The sequence below is a fragment of the Alkalihalobacterium sp. APHAB7 genome (assembly GCF_048323755.1).
Classification (GTDB): Bacteria; Bacillota; Bacilli; order Bacillales; family Bacillaceae_F; genus Alkalihalobacterium.
On sequence record NZ_JBLWFS010000019.1, the window covers coordinates 48,068 to 65,641 of the forward strand.

The 17,574-nt window shown below is 37.5% G+C and carries 17 protein-coding genes and 1 riboswitch; of the genes, 6 read left to right on the forward strand and 11 right to left on the reverse strand.

The genetic code is table 11. The features are described 5' to 3' along the window. Complete coding sequence (locus tag ACNSTQ_RS16595; RefSeq protein WP_418200933.1) at positions 1-543, reverse strand: NUDIX domain-containing protein; 543 nt, start codon at positions 541-543, stop codon at positions 1-3. A 92-nt stretch (positions 544-635) separates the two neighbouring features. Here ACNSTQ_RS16595 and mciZ point away from each other — a divergent pair, with 92 nt between their 5' ends. Next, positions 636-767 (forward strand): Z-ring formation inhibitor MciZ, encoded by a 132-nt coding sequence (gene mciZ / locus ACNSTQ_RS16600; RefSeq protein WP_418200934.1) that lies wholly within the window; start codon positions 636-638, stop codon positions 765-767. On the opposite strand, the gene ACNSTQ_RS16605 is transcribed toward mciZ, so the two are convergent. Both ACNSTQ_RS16605 and ACNSTQ_RS16610 read right to left on the reverse strand, forming a co-directional pair. Further along, on the reverse strand, positions 764-1,846 hold the full coding sequence (locus ACNSTQ_RS16605) for a DUF3866 family protein (protein ID WP_418200935.1): 1,083 nt from the start codon (positions 1,844-1,846) through the stop codon (positions 764-766). The genes mciZ and ACNSTQ_RS16605 overlap by 4 nt on opposite strands. Before the next feature lie 151 nt (positions 1,847-1,997). Continuing rightward, positions 1,998-2,543 (reverse strand): TlpA disulfide reductase family protein, encoded by a 546-nt coding sequence (locus ACNSTQ_RS16610; protein ID WP_418200936.1) that lies wholly within the window; start codon positions 2,541-2,543, stop codon positions 1,998-2,000. Between the two features lie 210 nt (positions 2,544-2,753). On the opposite strand from ACNSTQ_RS16610, the gene uppP reads away from it, so the two are divergent. Continuing rightward, positions 2,754-3,584 (forward strand): undecaprenyl-diphosphatase UppP, encoded by an 831-nt coding sequence (gene uppP / locus ACNSTQ_RS16615; protein WP_418200937.1) that lies wholly within the window; start codon positions 2,754-2,756, stop codon positions 3,582-3,584. Positions 3,585-3,626: 42 nt separating this feature from the next. Here uppP and ACNSTQ_RS16620 read toward each other — a convergent pair whose 3' ends face one another. Continuing rightward, a complete protein-coding gene (locus tag ACNSTQ_RS16620) occupies positions 3,627-4,616 on the reverse strand; it encodes a CobW family GTP-binding protein (RefSeq protein ID WP_418200938.1) in 990 nt (329 codons plus the stop codon). Positions 4,617-4,812: 196 nt separating this feature from the next. Here ACNSTQ_RS16620 and ACNSTQ_RS16625 point away from each other — a divergent pair, with 196 nt between their 5' ends. Continuing rightward, positions 4,813-5,832, forward strand: a complete 1,020-nt coding sequence (locus ACNSTQ_RS16625; RefSeq protein WP_418200939.1) for a permease — start codon at positions 4,813-4,815, stop codon at positions 5,830-5,832. Positions 5,833-5,853: 21 nt separating this feature from the next. After that, complete coding sequence (locus ACNSTQ_RS16630; RefSeq protein ID WP_418200940.1) at positions 5,854-6,792, forward strand: TIGR03943 family putative permease subunit; 939 nt, start codon at positions 5,854-5,856, stop codon at positions 6,790-6,792. 230 nt (positions 6,793-7,022) lie between these two features. Here ACNSTQ_RS16630 and trpB read toward each other — a convergent pair whose 3' ends face one another. The 7 genes from trpB to ACNSTQ_RS16665 form a co-directional block, all read right to left on the reverse strand. Next, positions 7,023-8,213 (reverse strand): tryptophan synthase subunit beta, encoded by a 1,191-nt coding sequence (gene trpB / locus ACNSTQ_RS16635; protein ID WP_418200941.1) that lies wholly within the window; start codon positions 8,211-8,213, stop codon positions 7,023-7,025. A gap of 90 nt (positions 8,214-8,303) precedes the next feature. Next, a complete protein-coding gene (cimA, locus tag ACNSTQ_RS16640) occupies positions 8,304-9,932 on the reverse strand; it encodes a citramalate synthase (RefSeq protein WP_418200942.1) in 1,629 nt (542 codons plus the stop codon). A 284-nt stretch (positions 9,933-10,216) separates the two neighbouring features. After that, positions 10,217-11,404, reverse strand: coding sequence for an acetyl-CoA C-acetyltransferase (locus tag ACNSTQ_RS16645; protein ID WP_418200943.1), 1,188 nt, complete (start codon positions 11,402-11,404; stop codon positions 10,217-10,219). A gap of 280 nt (positions 11,405-11,684) precedes the next feature. Then, entirely contained in the window at positions 11,685-13,286 is a 1,602-nt protein-coding gene (locus tag ACNSTQ_RS16650) for a carbon starvation protein A (RefSeq protein WP_418200944.1), read from the reverse strand. Positions 13,287-13,302: 16 nt separating this feature from the next. After that, the gene (locus ACNSTQ_RS16655; protein ID WP_418200945.1) at positions 13,303-13,812 is read right to left on the reverse strand and encodes a hypothetical protein; all 510 of its coding nucleotides are present in this window, start codon (positions 13,810-13,812) and stop codon (positions 13,303-13,305) included. Between the two features lie 11 nt (positions 13,813-13,823). After that, entirely contained in the window at positions 13,824-14,132 is a 309-nt protein-coding gene (locus ACNSTQ_RS16660) for a CC/Se motif family (seleno)protein (protein WP_418200946.1), read from the reverse strand. Between the two features lie 160 nt (positions 14,133-14,292). Further along, a complete protein-coding gene (locus ACNSTQ_RS16665; protein ID WP_418200947.1) occupies positions 14,293-14,805 on the reverse strand; it encodes a PTS sugar transporter subunit IIA in 513 nt (170 codons plus the stop codon). A gap of 283 nt (positions 14,806-15,088) precedes the next feature. Next, a riboswitch (purine riboswitch) is annotated at positions 15,089-15,191 on the forward strand. 152 nt (positions 15,192-15,343) lie between these two features. On the opposite strand from ACNSTQ_RS16665, the gene ACNSTQ_RS16670 reads away from it, so the two are divergent. Together ACNSTQ_RS16670 and ACNSTQ_RS16675 are read left to right on the forward strand one after the other, a co-directional pair. Beyond that, on the forward strand, positions 15,344-15,934 hold the full coding sequence (locus ACNSTQ_RS16670; RefSeq protein WP_418200948.1) for a xanthine phosphoribosyltransferase: 591 nt from the start codon (positions 15,344-15,346) through the stop codon (positions 15,932-15,934). A gap of 16 nt (positions 15,935-15,950) precedes the next feature. Beyond that, entirely contained in the window at positions 15,951-17,468 is a 1,518-nt protein-coding gene (locus ACNSTQ_RS16675) for an NCS2 family permease (RefSeq protein ID WP_418200949.1), read from the forward strand. The last annotated feature ends 106 nt before the right edge of the window (positions 17,469-17,574 follow it).

Genomic DNA, 17,574 nt, shown 5'->3' on the forward strand with positions numbered 1-17,574 from the left:
TTATTTTTGGTTTTTTAGTTTTAACCATTGAACAGCAAAGGCTGTTTTTGCATCAAAGATTTCATTCGTTTCAATCATCTTTTCAGCTTCTTCTAATGTTACTTCTATCTTCTCGACAAATTCATCTTCATCTGTATTTGCTACTCCTGACTCTAATTGATCTGTGTAAAAAATATGGACTAATTCATCTGCAAACCCAGGTGAAGTGTAGAAAGAAATAATTTTTTCCAATTGGTTGGTCTTATACCCAGTTTCTTCTTCTAATTCTCTTACTGCACACACTTCAGGCTTCTCTCCTTTTTCGAGTTTACCTGCTGGGATTTCAACGATTGCTCGTTCAAGTGGTTTTCTAAACTGGCGTATAAGTACTATTTTTCCTTCTTTCGTGACAGGTATAATAGCAACAGCTCCTGGGTGTTTTACAAGCTCTCTTTTACTTGTTTTCCCATCTGGTAACTCAACATCCTCTAAAACGACATCAATAATACGCCCTTCATACAATGTTTCTGATTTAAGTGTTTTTTCATAGAATTGTTTTGACATATATCATATCCCCCAGTTCTAAATCATATTAATTTTACATACAGTCTATCATAGTTGTTTAGAGATTCTTACCTATTACAAGAGGTGAAGTTATGAAAGTTTATATAACCAATAAAGGGGTCACTTTAGTCGGTAAGGCATGGCAAGTTAAAGCGCTTTTAAAACAATATATGAAAAGATACGAAACCGTTGAGCAATGGAGAAATAGTACAACCAAACGTTAATCTTTTCTCTTTTGATTGATTACAGTAAACACAGCTGCTGCAACGGTATAAAAAAACGTTGGGTCGTCCTCAAACGTTCTCCCCATCGTTTTTATTTGTTTCGGATACCATTTTAATGCTCCTGCTAGTTCTTCTTGAAAAGATTTTGTTTCCACCCATTTGATGCAATGTTGCTCTTGTATAGACTCCACTTGTTCCCTGAGAGTTTCCGCTTGATGAGAATTTGATAGAAGCGGTAATGGGACCAGACTTTTACTCCATGTAAACTTCTTTAATGGTGTCAATGTATGATGGCTGATGCCATAATGTCTTTCTCTCTCATCAGCAAAGGATATCCTTGGTATCCATACAGGTTGCCCCTCTAAACTTCCAACAATATTCGCCCAATTCGCTAATTCCATTCCACTAAAACCATAAACGGTACCTGTTCCAACGACACCAGGTCCTAAGGTTATAAGAATAACATCACTCTTTAACTTCTGATCGGCATATTGAATTGCTGTGATTAGATTAACTGCCTCAAATTCCCCTCCAAATGCTTGGCCTACGGTAATCGAATGAAACTGTTCTTCTTTACTTAAAATCCTCAAATGTTCACTTATCTTTAACGGCAATGCCGCTTCATCACTAATAATCACCGTTAATTTCATACTTGCAGAAAAACTTTTTATTAAACCGTAAACAAGTGGCAGCATACTGTGTAATTCTGCTAGTAAAACTGGTCGCTCGTTCAAGCTAAAGGATGTATGAAACAACGAGTGTTCTTCACTTTCTTGTGCTTCCACAGCTAGAACACTATGTTGATTAGGCATATATCTGACTTTCATAATATGACCATCAGTTGTCAATTCTTTATGTGAATGAGCTTGAGGAATTGCTTTTACAATATCCCAACCACCCGTACCTAGTTTTAGCTCAGTTGCCGTTACGTTAACAACAACTTCTTGGTGCTCTTGTACTTTCGGAAAGAACGTACGATACAAGATCGCGCGCCCCGCTCCACCAGACGTTTCTAATAGCTGTATATCATCGTCTTCAAAAATAATCTTTCTTACAATGACTACCTCATCCCTATACATAACAACACTCACTCCTACTCCGTAAACACACACCCTTACTATCATAACCAATATTTAACAAACTATGTATAGGTACGCGGCACCATTAGTGCTTTAGTGTGTTAATGGTGCCACGTACCTTTATTGCTGTAAATCAAGAAAGGAGACTGATTTAATCAGTCTCCTTCGCTATTGGCAGGGCTAGGCGTTCGAGCATTTCATAGTTTACTTCACCGCGTACAACTTGTTGGATCACGCGGTCTCGGTCAATAATATAAGTCATTGGGAAGCCAGGTGGTTGGTACGTATTGTTAACCTCTCCTTCGATATCAAGGAGCGTTGGCAGAGTCACATTTACCTCTTCCATGAAATTCTGTATATCTTCTTCTACCGTTGCTCTTCTTTCGTAGTAGTACATATTTACAGTTACGACTTGGAGGCCCAGATCCCCATAATCATCTTGAAATTGCATGAAATCCGGCATTTCATCCTTACAAGGAGGACACCACGTCGCCCAGAAATTTAAGATAATCACATCTCCTTCATAGTCAGAAAGAGACGCTTCAACACCTTCTTCACCCCAGACAGGTAAAGTAAAATCAATTGCTTTCAATCCTTTTTCAACACCTAAAGGCTTTTCCCGGTCTGTGGCGATAACAAAAATTATTAAGCCCGCAGCAATAACTAAAGTAAGAATACTAATTAAGCGTCTATTCAATCTAATTCCCTCATTCCTTACCGTACTTTACATTATATCAATTATCATAACATGGCTATAATAAGAATACTAAAAAAGAGATTGACAATCTTATTACACTGTTCCACTTTTTTAATGAAATTGTTTCTTTATTATTCTCTCAATATTTGCTAGAATTAACTCGGTTTAGTTATTTTTATTTATTGGCTTATTTAAAGAAAGGGGCTTTTTATGTCTATCATCGAAGCTTTTATTTTCGGTCTCGTCCAAGGGATCACTGAATTTCTCCCTGTTTCAAGTACGGCTCATATCGTTATTACACAAATGATATTCGGATATACTTTTCCAGGCCTAGCCTTTGAAATTTACTTACATTTAGCATCCATACTAGCTGTAATGATTTATTTTAGAAGAGATATCGTCGATGTTATTACAGGGTTTTTCAAATTCTTTGTAGACCGTTCTAAAGCAAACAAAATACATTTCTTTTTCGGGATATATATCATAGTTGCAACCGGAATTACAGGGGGACTTGGACTTGTATTAAAAGACGTAGTCGGCGACACGATGAAAACGCCATATTTCATTGCAGTGGCTTTAACTGTGACTGGACTTGCACTTATTTTTATTGAAAGATTTCACAAGTACGGCTCTCGTACCGAAAAAGATATGACTTTTAAAGATTCGATCATCGTAGGTTTAGGGCAAACACTCGCTGTCCTTCCTGGTATTTCAAGATCTGGAGCAACTTTAATTGCTGCTCTATTAGTAGGGTTAAGTCGAGACACTGCCGTGCGTTACTCGTTCTTACTTGTAATCCCAGTTATTCTTGGGTCTTCTGTTTTAGCTATAGACGAACTCGGTTCCGGAATGTTTAGTTCAATTGGTGCACCGGCTCTAATCGTTTCATTCATTTCAACTTTTATTTTTTCATGGCTAGGTATTGTTTGGCTCATTGAATTCTTAAAGAAAAGTAAGCTTTTCTATTTCGCAATTTACTGCTTTATTGTCGCAATTCTTGTGGCACTATTTATTAATCCAGATACAATTATGGATATTTAAAACACTAAAGAAGACTGACACTACTGTGTCAGCCTTTTTTATTTATATTTGAACTAACTGCTGAAAGTTTCTCCTGATCTCTTCTCCATTTAATTCGCTTCCAATTAAAATAATACAAGGCTTCGTTGCTAATTGATCATTGCTGCGATTTAACATGAGCTGACCTGAAGCATATTGGTACTGAAACAATTGTGGAGTTTCTGTTAATTGGATAACTCCTTTACTTCTTACAACTTTCGGCATACTCTGAAGCCATCTCTCAAAACTAATTCGATCCACAGCAGGTATATCACGTAATGTGATAGCTTCAAACATATGATTATGATGGTGATCGCCGTGGTCATGTTGATGATGTTCATGTTCCTTACAACCGCAACTATCATCACAAGAAGTAATTGAATACGCCGCATTTAATACTCTTTCCTTTAATAAAACATCCGTACTAAGCTCACCATATGTTGTCTCAATAAATTCAGCTCGCTTATCTACTAAATCTCCAATTTTCTTTCTAACTTTAGTTAATTCTTTATCTTTAATTAAATCCATTTTATTTAAAACGACTAACGAAGACGAATTGATTTGCTTTTTTAAAATTTCTCTAATCTCTCTTGAACTTGAAAAAATACTTTGATATTCAAGAAACTTACTGCCATCTACCATTCCAATAGTAGACACTAATTGAACTTTATCAATTAAAGAAGGATGTGTGAGTGCTTCAATAATTTCTGTTGGGTCCGCTACTCCTGTTCCTTCAATAAAAAGAATATCAACATCTTCATTCACTTCTAAGAACACTGCAAGCTCTCTCGTCATATCTGCTGAAATCGTACAACAAATACATCCATTAAGCATTTCAACCATTCGCTCTTTGTCGAACAACCCTTCTTCGACATTCACTTCTCCTAATTCATTTAAAATAAGGGCGGGATTAAGACCTTTATTTTTTGCTGCCTGAACCGCTTTTTGAAGAACTGTTGTCTTTCCACTTCCTAAGAAACCAGTGATTAAGTATACTGGAATGGATTTAGCCATTGTTATTTGAACCACCTTTACTAGCATAATCTATCAAAATAAGCATACAATAAATAGAGTGTTTTCACAAATAAGAATCATTACTATTTGTGCACTTCATTTCATTTTCTTGACAAATTATTCTGCTACTACGAAACCTTAATCATCTATGTTAAAATACTATTTAGCTAGAAATCTACCTATTTAGGAGAGAACTATGAATTTAAAAACCTCAATTTCATCTCTGATGAAAGATTTATTCGGAGTTATATTACTTGTTTTTTTCCTTCTTCTATTTTTTAACATTGAACGTTTTAAAGAAGGAACCTTTCCTGTATCTGATGTTATGCTTAATGTAAATACAATTTTCCTTGGAATTGTCATTGAGGCTGTTCCTTTTATTTTGCTTGGGGTGTTTGTTTCAGCCCTCATTCAAATATATGTTTCAGAAGATGCACTGCAACGATACTTACCAAAAAACGCTTATATGGCGTTACTACCAGCTGCTGTATTAGGAGCCATCTTTCCTATTTGTGAATGTGCGATTATTCCAGTTGTTCGCCGTCTTATAAAAAAAGGGATGCCCCTTCATGTAGGTGTTGTGTTTTTAGTTGCTGCTCCAATATTAAATCCCGTTGTTGCAGCATCGACTTTCTATGCTTTCCGTACCGATTTAACTGTCCTATATGCTAGAATGGGACTAGCCTTTGTGCTAGCGATTATTATCGGTGCCATTATGTACGTTATCTTTAAAAACAAAGATCAATTAAAGTGGACAAAAGAAGAGTTGACGGGGCGAGTCGTAATTCCAGTCGAAACGGCTAAAAAACCTAATCGAATTAAACAAACCTTTTACCACGCTGCCGATGAATTTTTCTTAATGGGTAAATATTTAATCGCAGGTGCTTTTATAGCAGCTTTATTCCAAACACTGTTAGATCGCAATATTTTACTAGCAATCGGAAGTAATGAGTGGTCATCAACAGGTGTTATGATGGCTTTTGCGTTTATACTTTCCCTATGTTCAGAAGCAGATGCCTTTGTTGCCGCGTCTTTCGGGAATACGTTCACGACCGGATCGATTATTGCCTTTCTCGTTTATGGACCGATGTTAGATTTGAAAAACACTATTATGCTGTTTGCCTTTTTCCGAGTGAAATTTGTCATTAGCTTTATTGTCGTTGTTACTTCTGTTGTTTTTATTTCAGTTCTAGCACTTCAACTATTTGTATTATAATAGATTCAGAGGAGGGATAAGATGAATAGAGAAAATACTGATCTTAGCTTTCATAGCTATATTCGAGGGATTATCCTTCTTGGTTTTTCACTACTCTTACTTGCCTTTATTTTATCAGGAAACATCCGCTACTACATTGCCCCTAAAATGATGCCATTTATGTATTTTGCATTAGTTGTTTTTATCATTTTAGGTGTAGTACAAATCATTAGAAGTACCAGAAAGAATGATCAGGAGATTGATTGTGATTGTGGCGAGGATCATTCGATGACAGGCTCACCGCTATTGAAGATTGCAATTTACTCCATCTTCGTTGCCCCTATTGTGATGGGATTTGTTCTACCGGATAAAGTTTTGGATAGTTCAGTTGCTGCCAACCGCGGTGTTCAATATGGAAGCGGAATATTAACAAAACCAACCGATCCAAATGAAGCAACGGGCAGTACTTCGAGAGCTGAAGCTTTTCTCGAAAATCCTGATGGTTATTTTGATAGTTTGGGTGAAACGGAAGAGCATTATTCTGTTGAAGACTTTTATACTGAAGAAGGCTTTAACCAATATTATCAAGAACTAGCTGAGGAAATGAAAGATCAACAAAGAATTATTGTGACTGATGATAATTATTTAGATATTATGACGGTCTTAGATTTACACATGGATCAATTTATCGGCAGAGAACTTGTCATTACTGGCTTTGTCTACCGTGAACCTGAGTTTGAAGATAACCAACTGGTCGTAGCTCGATTTGCCATGACGTGTTGTGTTGCGGATGCGGCAGTATACGGAACTTTAGTAGAGTCAGACTTAGCAACAGAATATGAAAACGATACGTGGGTTCATGTTGCAGGTATTCTTGATAAAACAGACTACAACGGCTATCAAATCCCACTTATTCACTTAAGAGAGATTACAGTTATTGATGAACCGGAACAACCTTATGTGTTCCCAAGTTTTAGATAACTAAGAAAAGCTCAAGCGCCCGTTTAGCGAAGTCTCGGTAATCGCTGGAGCTGGACATAAAAAAGCGCTTGTTGCCTGCTTATCGGCGACAAGCGCTGGAGGGCCAGCAATAAGTGTCTTGCTCTTTAGACACGCTTGATGGACCGAAACGACCTCGAGCCGATGGCACCTGGAGCTAGACATCTTCGAAAAAATAAGAGGCTGACAAATCTGTCAGCCTCTTATTTTTCCTATTCATTTTCTTCTTGTAACAAACGCCTTACTTCATTAACATCTTTGTCACCACGACCTGAAATGTTAACGATAATGATATCCTCTTTGCTTAAATGGCGTGCTTCTTTTATTGCATATGCAACAGCGTGTGCACTCTCTAAAGCTGGGATAATACCCTCTATTCGAGCTAATGTTTGAAAGGCATCTAATACTTCTTTTTTAGAAACAGAATAATACTCGGCACGCTCAGTTACCTTTAGATAACTATGCTCTGGTCCAATTCCAGGATAGTCTAATCCAGCAGAAATCGAATGGGTAGGTAACGGGTTTCCTTCTTCATCCTGTAAACAAAGGCATTTGAAACCGTGGATGACACCAGGAGTACCTTTTGTTAAAGTTGCCGCTTCTTCAGGCTCGACCCCAACAAGCCTTACATTTTCTTCTGGCAAGTATTCGGAAAAGGCACCAATGGCATTACTTCCTCCACCCACACAAGCAACGACAACGTTGGGCAATTTCCCTTCCTTTTCAAGAATCTGGCGTTTCGATTCTTTACTAATGATCGACTGAAAATGATGAACCATCGTCGGGAATGGATGTGGCCCAACTGCAGATCCAAGAAGATAAAACGTGTTCTCGTAGTTTTCAACAAGGTCATTTAATGCTTCATCAACAGCATCTTTCAATCGCCCTTGACCTTTATGAACAGGGACAACCGTTGCTCCTAACAGTTCCATACGAAATACATTTAACTCCTGGCGACGAGTGTCTTCAGCCCCCATGTAAATGATACATTCCATGCCCAGCATTGCACATGCCGTAGCAGTTGCTACGCCATGCTGTCCAGCCCCAGTTTCAGCGATGATGCGGTGAGCACCCATTTTTTTAGCTAACAAAATTTGCCCGATTACATTGTTAATTTTATGGGCACCTGTATGGTTTAAATCTTCTCGTTTTAAATAAATTTTTGCACCGCCACATTTCTCAGTTAACCTTTCAGCTAGAGTTAATGGATTTTCTCTACCGACATATTCTTTTAAATAGTACAAGTATTCCTCTACAAATTCAGGATCTTCTTTGTACTTATTAAAATTTTCATCTAAACGCTCTAACACTGCGTTTAATTGTGGTGGAACGAAACTTCCGCCAAACTCCCCAAAATACCCTTTTTCGTTTTTCTCTACTGTTCTCATCTCTGCTTTACTCATTCTAAACTCTCCTTTAAATCTTAAGTGATGATAATAACATAATATTATGATAATTTATATTTTATCAGGTTTATATAGTAGTAGCAATGATTAATGGTTACTAACACCAATGGTAGATTCTGTTTTAGGTTGGTTAACTACTTCTAACTGATCCTCTTGTTTCACCAAGAAATATTGAACGCTATCGACTAATGCATACCAACTCGCTTTAATGATATTACCCGAGACACCAATCGTGCTCCACTTCTCGGTCCCATCTGAAGACTCAATAAGAACTCGTACCCGAGATGCTGTAGCATCTGTTTCATCTAAGACACGAACTTTATAGTCTGATAAGTACATCTTATTAATACAAGGATAAAATTGTTCAAGCGCTTTTCGTAAGGCATGGTCGAGCGCGTTTACAGGACCATTTCCTTCTGCAGCGGTTAATACTTCTTGGTTGTTTACAACTAACTTAACGACTGCTTCGGTTGTAAAGGATTGATCTGCATTGTTTTCAATAAAAATTTTAAAATGATCGAGTTTAAAAAACTCTAGATGTTCACCAAGTCCTTTTTTAACAACTAGCTCAAAGGAGGCTTCAGCTGCTTCATACTGGTAACCATTAAGCTCTAACTCTTTGATTTGTTCTATAATTTGCTTAGTTGCAGGATTATTTTTATCTAAATCTAGATTCCATTCTTTCGCTTTAAAAAGAACATTACTTTGTCCGGATAGTTCAGAAACTAGTACTCTTCTTTTATTACCAATAGCTTCTGGCTCAATATGTTCATACGTTTCAGGATGTTTTAATACAGCACTAACATGCATACCACCTTTATGAGCAAAAGCACTTTTTCCAACAAAAGGCTGGTTACTCGGTGGGATCTGGTTTGCAATTTCATGCACATACTTTGAGACCGATGTCAGGTTTACCAACTGATGTGGTTCAATACAGGAATACCCCATCTTTAGCTGTAAATTAGGAATAACCGAAATAAGGTTTACATTTCCACACCGCTCACCGTAGCCATTAATTGTACCTTGCACATGAGTTGCCCCCGCTTGAACTGCAGCGACTGTGTTTGCAACGGCTAATTCTCCATCATTATGACAATGGATACCCACTTGAATCGATAGTTCTTTTACGACGTGTTCTACGATTGAAATCACTTCATGAGGAAGAGAACCTCCATTCGTATCACAAAGTGCTACACAGTCAGCACCAGCTGCTTCTGCCTTTTTTATCGCTTGAATGGCGTAGTCAGCATTCCTCTTATAACCATCAAAAAAATGCTCCGCATCAAAAATGACCTCCAACCCATTCTCTTTTAGAAACTTTACTGAATCGTAAATCATGTCCAAATTCTCTTCTAGCGTCGTTTGCAATGCGTGAGTGACTTGAAAGTCCCATGTCTTTCCAAAGATTGCAACAGAACATACACCACTTTCTAAAATGCGTTGTAAGTTTTGATCTTGATCTGCCGTAACTCCCATACGACGGGTGCTTCCAAACGCTGTAATCTTGGCATTCTCTAGCTCTAGATCTTTCACTTTTTTAAAGAAATTCATATCCTTTGGATTACTACCAGGCCAACCACCCTCTATGTAGTGAATCCCCAATTCATCTAGCTTCTTAGCAATCTTTAATTTGTCATCGACAGAAAGACTTACTCCCTCACCTTGTGTGCCATCTCTAAGTGTTGTGTCATATAAGAACACATTTTGGCTACTCATTTTATACTCCCCACTCTCCTAGCATTACTCTCTACTAAAATACTCAAATCAAATTTAAAATTTATCAGATTATTGCAATAAAGTATAACACATCAACGCGCAAAAGACTATGTAACGTTCGAAATTTTCAGTTAGTTTTTATTATTCCTTTAACCTTATGGATATGCATAAATATTTATAAATAATAGTTGAGAAATGATATATGTGCTTTCTTAAAATTAGAACTAACTTATAAATTAAAAGCGTAATAGACCACAAGTCTATTACGCTTTTACCTTTTATTATTATGCTTTTTCAACGACTGTGGCTACACCTTGACCGCCACCGATACATAATGTAGCAAGTCCGTATTGGCCGTCGCGACGTTTTAATTCATGAAGTAGTGATACAAGAATACGGGCACCACTTGCCCCAATTGGATGCCCTAATGCAATCGCACCACCATTTACGTTTAGAATTTCTTTAGAGAATTCTAACTCACGACCTACAGCTAATGCTTGCGCTGCAAAAGCTTCATTTGCTTCGATTAAGTTTACATCAGATAAGCTTAGACCTGCTTTTTCTAATGCTTTTTTCGTTGCAGGCACTGGACCGATTCCCATAATACTTGGATCCACTGCTGCACTTGCGTTTCCACGAATAACCGCCAATGGAGTTACACCTAGTTCTTCGGCTTTTTTACGGCTCATAACGATTACAGCTGCAGCACCATCATTTAGTCCGGATGCATTACCAGCTGTAACACTTCCATCCTTTTTGAATGCCGGGCGAAGTTTAGCTAGCTTTTCAGCCGTTGTACCCGCTTTTACATACTCATCTGTATCAAATACAATTGGATCGCCTTTGCGTTGTGGTATTTCAACAGAAACGATTTCATCCTTGAATTTACCTTCTGCAATAGCTTTAGCTGCTTTTTCTTGGCTCCAAGCTGCAAACTCATCTTGTTCTTCACGTGTCAATTCGTACTTATCACATAAATTTTCTGCTGTAACACCCATATGATAATCATTGAAAGCACACGTTAAGCCATCATGGACCATGCTATCAATCAGCTTTTGGTCACCCATTCTAAACCCATCTCTTGCTCCCATTGATAAATAAGGAGACTGGCTCATATTTTCCATACCACCGGCAATAACTACATCCGCATCGCCAGAAAGAATTGCTTGTGTTGCTAAATGAACGGCTTTTAGACCTGATCCACACACTTTATTGATCGTCATTGAAGGAGTGTGTTGCGGTAAGCCAGCTTCAATGGCTGCTTGTCTTGCTGGATTTTGTCCTAAACCTGCTTGAAGGACATTCCCCATAATAACCTCATCTACTTGATCTGCAGCAACTCCTGCTCGTTCTAGAGCAGCCTTAATAACAGTTGCCCCTAGTTTAGTTGCCTTAACGCCTTTTAAACTACCTCCAAAACTTCCAACCGGTGTTCTGACAGCGCTTATAATCACTACTTCTTGATTAATCATTAGGATCGCTCTCCCTTCCGTACTTTACATTTTTCAATTAAGCTGTGTTAGATTATACTGTTGATATCCGTTGATTCTGGGTTCAGCGTGTGAAACGGTAATTTCACACGCCTTTAACAGCGCTTTCAATTAAAAAAATACTTAAGTATGCAGTAAATGTTGTAATTGAGCGTACGCTCAGTATGTTCACTATTCAAGTATACACAATTGTAGAAACATATGTATAGTGTTATCTCAATATTCAGGCTCCTTTTTTTGAAAAAGGAGCCTGAAACACTACCTAAGATGTTTTCGTTCGCTTACCAATCGAACGCCAACCTTCTATTCCCAGGAAGATACATAATATAAATAAAACTAAGCCTGAACCAAACAGCAGCCAGTTCTGAGATATAAAGTTATTGTACATGAGCACACCGAGCGCTGACACGGTTACGACAAACATAAAGAACATCGGAATGACAACGTAATAGGCTTTTGCACCAATTTTTATTAACCATACAGATACAGCTAATAATGCTAATGCACCAAGCATTTGGTTTGCTGAACCAAATAATGGCCAAACTCTTTCCCATGTTCCAGACAACGCTAAAGCACCTGCACCGATTAAACCTGCAATTGTAGCAACATGGTTATTTTTCACTGCTGGTATATGTTCTTCACCTAACTCTTGAATAGCATATCTCATTAGACGTGTTGCAGAGTCTAATGTCGTTAATAAAAATGCGGAGGCAGTTAGCGCTGTAAATGTCGTAGCCACTGTTAGATCGATACCCCAATGCGACATAAAGTAACCAATACCAGCTGCGAATGTACCGATTGGCCCTCCTAATTCGGCCATTCTAGCAGCAAAATCTGCTTGTGTTAAATAAGCAACAGCACCGATTGCGATAATCGCTAAAAAAGCTTCTAGCAACATTGATCCATAAGCGATAAACTTACCGTTCTTCTCATTATCTAACTGTTTAGCTGTCGTTCCTGAGGAGACGAGCGAATGAAACCCCGAGATGGCGCCACAAGCGATAGTAATAAATAAAATCGGGAATAGGAAACCTAACGTTTCATGGTTAAATCCAGTATAAGCTGGAAGTTGTATCGTAGGTGCTGCAAGAATAATCCCAAGTGTTGCTCCCGCAATCATCCCATATAATAGGAAAGCATTTAAATAGTCACGAGGTTGTAGCAATACCCATACAGGGAGAATAGATGCGATATAAGCATAGATTAATAGAATAAAAGACCATGTTACAGCACTTAATTCGAGCGGAAAGGAAATACCTACCCACACGCTAAATAACATGGCAACGACACCTAAAATACTTGCAATCGGTAAACTTAAACGAATTTGATTAATAATAAAACCAAATACGAGTGCCACACCGACAAATAGTACAGAGGCTGTAGCAGCTTGTGGTACGGCTACAAACGTATTCGCAACAAGTATAATAAACACACCAACAATTAATATTAATGTGGCGATCGAAAAGATCAGAAATAAGACTTGGCCTCGTTTTCCAATATATTCACGTATAATTTCCCCGATTGATTTAGCCTTGTGACGAACGGAAGCTTGTAACGATGTATAGTCATGAACACCACCAATAAAAATACTTCCTATAAGGATCCAAAGTACAGCAGGTAACCAACCAAAGAAGGCAGCAGTAATGGGTCCCACTATAGGTCCACCACCCGCGATCGTAGCAAAATGGTGCCCAAGTAAAACCGGTTTTTTCGCTGGAACATAATCCACACCATCATACAATTCATTCGCCGGTGTTTTTCGATTCGGGTCTACTTTCATTTGTCTCTCTAGAAATCTACCATACGTAAAATAAGCAATAAGCAGAATAAGACCAGATATTAATAACAGTGTAAGTAAATTCATGTCTTATTTTCCCCCTTTAGTCGACTATAAAGTGCTGCATGTACTCTCTCCCTTTCCTATGGACATACACTTCTCTCTGTTCTACCTGCACGAGACCTACATAACATTCGATCCACCCATTCATACCTAGTTTAAGAAACTTAAGTTTCCGTTGTTTTTTCACCTCCTTCATAACCTCTTTTTCTAAAGGCTGGTTCGTTATAATAACGCCAACAAGAATAGAAGACATATGTTCACTATGAGAAGGAACATACGATTTACTATTCGTTAATAACTCTGTCGCAAACATTTGAACATCATCCTTCTTCACCTTTGTTTCTTTCTCCCACACAAATACATATTGCTGATTATCCACCCCCCAAATTGGAATCGACTTGGACATGAAATACTTTTCATCGCGCCTTTTGTACTCCGCATAAAACGAAAGTGGAATACAACCGAGCTTTTTGTTTTGGTATACATTAAAATGACGACTATATTTCTCTATTAACTGATCAAGATAACTTTTGGAAATCGTTACACTCAAAGACACTCCTCCTAAAACCGTTTTAACCCTGAAACGGTAATCCCCTTAAAGAAAGGAATTTTAGATAGTTGAAAATCGAGTTGATTATTTTTAAAAACTAAACTTTTTTCAACAAATATATGAATTCCATCGTGTTGGTAAAAAGAATACCGAGCAGGATTTGATGGCTCTTTCAAACGGACTTGTAGCTCTTGAACACTTCCTACACAACATTTGGTGGCGCTTTCAAATAGGTCAATACTCAAAACGTTACCTTCTTTTTTCACCCAATTAAGCGCTTTTTCACTAAAGTTAAATTTTAAATTTGTATTTCCAATCATCATCCCTCCCTTTTTATTCCTATACATATTATGACCAAGTCACAATTATTAAAGTTTTCTAAAAATAGTACGTAAATAAAAAGACTAACTCAAATATGATTTTGGTGCTTGTCGTTACAGCACCTCACATTAATCGAGTTAGTCTTTTATCAAATCGGGTTTATTCTGCTTTCATTGAGAAGGTGGCAATTGGAGTCTTTCCGGCAACCACTTCGCTCACTTGCTCTAGCTTCATTGATTGTAATTGATCCGCATTCGTTATAACAATTGGAGTAATTGTACTAGCCGCTTTTTCTTTTATTAAATCAAGAGAAAACTCAACTAATTTTGTACCAACTTGTACTTTATCTCCTTCTTTTACGAAGACTTCGAATCCTTCACCTTTCATATTGACAGTTTCTATCCCAATATGAATAAGTACCTCTGCCCCGCTCAATGAACGGATACCAATCGCATGTTTTGTAGGAAAGACTTGGATAATCTCTCCTTCAACAGGTGAAACAACTTCCCCATTACTAGGTTCAACTGCAAAACCGTCTCCAATCATCTTTTGGGCAAATGTCGGATCTGGTACATCTTCAACTTTTACATATGTACCATTCATAGGAGAATGTAACGCTTCTTCAGTTGGTATTTCTTTTTTCTTGTCTAGTCCGAATAATTTTTTTAACATATTTAATCACCTCAACTTGTATATACAACTAAGAGTAATCGTAAATATAAATTTTGTCAAAGCATTACTACTCTAGTTCTAACATTTTGTAATGTTCCCTAATTTATAGAAATAAAACAACAGAATACACATTAAATTTTTTTAATTCACAAACAATTCAAACGTTCACTTTACAAATATTAACCAAAACACGAATAAAGATTGATAAAAAACAAAAAAAGTTCGTTAAATTCCGAAAATCATCTTACATATAAAAAATGATTGTGCTATAATCACTTCATCAACAGATCAAATAAAATAAACTCGTATAATTATTGGGAATATGGCCCAAAAGTTTCTACCGAATTGCCGTAAACGATTCGACTACGAGTGAACATATGACTTCAAAACGTAACCTACTATGTTTTCTACAAATAATGGTTTGCTTTTGTTACGGAAATAATAACCCGAATGTCAGTATTCACTCGAAGCATAGTGGACTGATATTCGGGTTTTTTATCTATTTTAAGAAGTCGCTAAGTATTGAGGAGGACATCAAATGAAATTGCTTAAAGAAGAAATATTAAGTAAAGGAATCGTATTATCAGATGGGGTATTAAAAGTAGACTCTTTTCTAAACCATCAAATTAACCCTTTCCTATCTTTAGAAATGGGTAAAGAATTTGTTAAGAGGTTTCGAAATGAAGAGCCCATTACAAAAGTTCTAACGATCGAATCTTCAGGTATTGCTCCAGCCTTTACAACTGCATTAGAGCTTGGAGTTGAACTTGTATTTGCAAGGAAGAAAAAGTCATTGACGATGAATGACAATGTTTACACGGCTGATGTTTACTCGTTTACGAAACAGGAAACGAATACGATTACAGTGTCAAAAGATTTTATTAAGGAAAACGATCGAGTGCTAATCATTGATGATTTCCTAGCAAACGGTCAAGCGGCGCTTGGACTGGCTCAAATCGTAGAACAAGCAGGAGCAACCGTTTCAGGAATTGGAATAGTAATTGAAAAATCCTTCCAACCTGGGCGTCAAGTTCTATTAGACGCAGGATACAAAGTAGAGTCCTTAGCTAGAATCGAGTCATTAAAAAACAATGAAGTTCGTTTCGTTGATGAAACGGTGCTCATATAAAAAGGGAGAACATACAATGTCAACAAAATCAGTCAACTATCCTTGGTATAAAAAAGAAGATACAGATGCATTTTTTTCACTGTTTCAAAACAACTTAGCAAACTTTGTTCTGATTACAATTACATTGCTTGCAGCAGGTTTCCCAGCGAGTATCGTGTTTGGAAAAGTAATTCCCGGTGCTGCAGTAGCCGTTATTGTCGGTAACTTGTACTACGCATTTTCAGCAAATCGACTAGCACAAAAAGAAGGAAGAACAGATGTAACTGCTTTATCGTATGGAATTAGCACCCCCGTGATGGCCGTATTCCTTTTCGGTATTTTACTACCAACTAATGCGATTACTGGAGACCCTGAACTTGCTTGGAAAATTGCTTTAGCTGCTGCATTTCTGAGCGGTTTACTTGAAGTCATGATTAGTTTTTCTGGAAACTGGATTCGAAATAACATTCCTCGTCCCGCAATGCTCGGTGCGCTTGCAGGCGTAGCACTAACATTTATTGCTGGTGAGATGTTATTTAGAACGTTCCAAATGCCAGTTGTCGGACTAGTTGTTTTAGCAATTATTCTTGTAGGTATTATCGGTAAGCTTGCAATGCCATTCAATATTCCTTCTTCTTTATTTGCCATTATTATTGGTACAGTCTTAGCCTTTACAATTGGATACTCTGATACTAGTAAAATTAGTGAAGGTTTAGCAAATATCAGTTTTTATCCAATTTTGCCAACATTAGCACCATTTGAAGGAATTGGATTATTATTTACGACTTTTATTGGGCTTCTTGCAGTTATTTTACCAATTACGATTTATAATGCGATTGAAACAATGAATAATGTCGATGCGATGAGTGCTGCCGGTGACAGTTATGATGTGCGCGAATGTCAAGCTGTCGATGGAGCTGGAACGATGCTTGGGGCTATCTTTGGCGGACCTTTTCCAACAACCGTTTATATCGCGACAGTAGGATCAAAGTGGATGGGCGCTGGTCGCGGCTATAGTATCTTAAATGCAATTGTGTTTTTCTTTGCTGCTATGTTTGGATTAATTGCAGCCATTTCGTCCATTATCCCTGTCTCAGCAATTGCTCCTATTCTTGTATTTGTCGGTGTATCAATGATAGCAACAGCCTATCAGTCCAATGCTCCAAAGTATTATCCAGCAGTTGCGGTGGCTATGTTACCTTACCTTGCCAACTACATTATGACACGTTTTAACAATGCAGCTGGTGAGGTCGTAGCTAATCTTTCTCAAGGAATTGTACCGCTCGGACAAGGTGCAATGTTCACTGGAATTATCTTAGGAGCTATCACTGTATTTATTATCGATCGCCATTATATTAAAGCAACGATTTTCGCTTTCGTTGCAGCATTATTCTCCTTCGTTGGATTAATGCATGCTCCATCTATAACAATCAATGCCGCTCAGGACTTTACGATTGGCTATATCTTAATTGCTTTATTCTTTATTTATTGTCATTACAAAGTTTCAAAGTCAACTATTCAAAGTCAACCTGAGAATGAAAAGCAAGCCGCATAATACGTTTAAGAGGTAGGTTTAAAAAACCTATCTCTTTTTTTTACCTTTATAATATACAAAGGTTATACAAAAGTTATATAATAAATTACAAGTAACATGATCTGAG

Bases quoted from the DNA above. Each gene is read 5' to 3' on its own strand.
- uppP (WP_418200937.1), top strand. From the start codon at position 2,754: ATGTCTATCATCGAAGCTTTTATTTTCGGTCTCGTCCAAGGGATCACT.
- cimA (WP_418200942.1), bottom strand. From the start codon at position 9,932: ATGAGTAGCCAAAATGTGTTCTTATATGACACAACACTTAGAGATGGC.
- ACNSTQ_RS16620 (WP_418200938.1), bottom strand. From the start codon at position 4,616: ATGGCTAAATCCATTCCAGTATACTTAATCACTGGTTTCTTAGGAAGT.
- ACNSTQ_RS16630 (WP_418200940.1), top strand. From the start codon at position 5,854: ATGAATAGAGAAAATACTGATCTTAGCTTTCATAGCTATATTCGAGGG.
- ACNSTQ_RS16595 (WP_418200933.1), bottom strand. From the start codon at position 543: ATGTCAAAACAATTCTATGAAAAAACACTTAAATCAGAAACATTGTAT.
- ACNSTQ_RS16605 (WP_418200935.1), bottom strand. From the start codon at position 1,846: ATGTATAGGGATGAGGTAGTCATTGTAAGAAAGATTATTTTTGAAGAC.
- ACNSTQ_RS16670 (WP_418200948.1), top strand. From the start codon at position 15,344: ATGAAATTGCTTAAAGAAGAAATATTAAGTAAAGGAATCGTATTATCA.
- ACNSTQ_RS16645 (WP_418200943.1), bottom strand. From the start codon at position 11,404: ATGATTAATCAAGAAGTAGTGATTATAAGCGCTGTCAGAACACCGGTT.
- ACNSTQ_RS16650 (WP_418200944.1), bottom strand. From the start codon at position 13,286: ATGAATTTACTTACACTGTTATTAATATCTGGTCTTATTCTGCTTATT.
- ACNSTQ_RS16625 (WP_418200939.1), top strand. From the start codon at position 4,813: ATGAATTTAAAAACCTCAATTTCATCTCTGATGAAAGATTTATTCGGA.
- ACNSTQ_RS16660 (WP_418200946.1), bottom strand. From the start codon at position 14,132: ATGATTGGAAATACAAATTTAAAATTTAACTTTAGTGAAAAAGCGCTT.
- ACNSTQ_RS16665 (WP_418200947.1), bottom strand. From the start codon at position 14,805: ATGTTAAAAAAATTATTCGGACTAGACAAGAAAAAAGAAATACCAACT.
- trpB (WP_418200941.1), bottom strand. From the start codon at position 8,213: ATGAGTAAAGCAGAGATGAGAACAGTAGAGAAAAACGAAAAAGGGTAT.
- mciZ (WP_418200934.1), top strand. From the start codon at position 636: ATGAAAGTTTATATAACCAATAAAGGGGTCACTTTAGTCGGTAAGGCA.
- ACNSTQ_RS16675 (WP_418200949.1), top strand. From the start codon at position 15,951: ATGTCAACAAAATCAGTCAACTATCCTTGGTATAAAAAAGAAGATACA.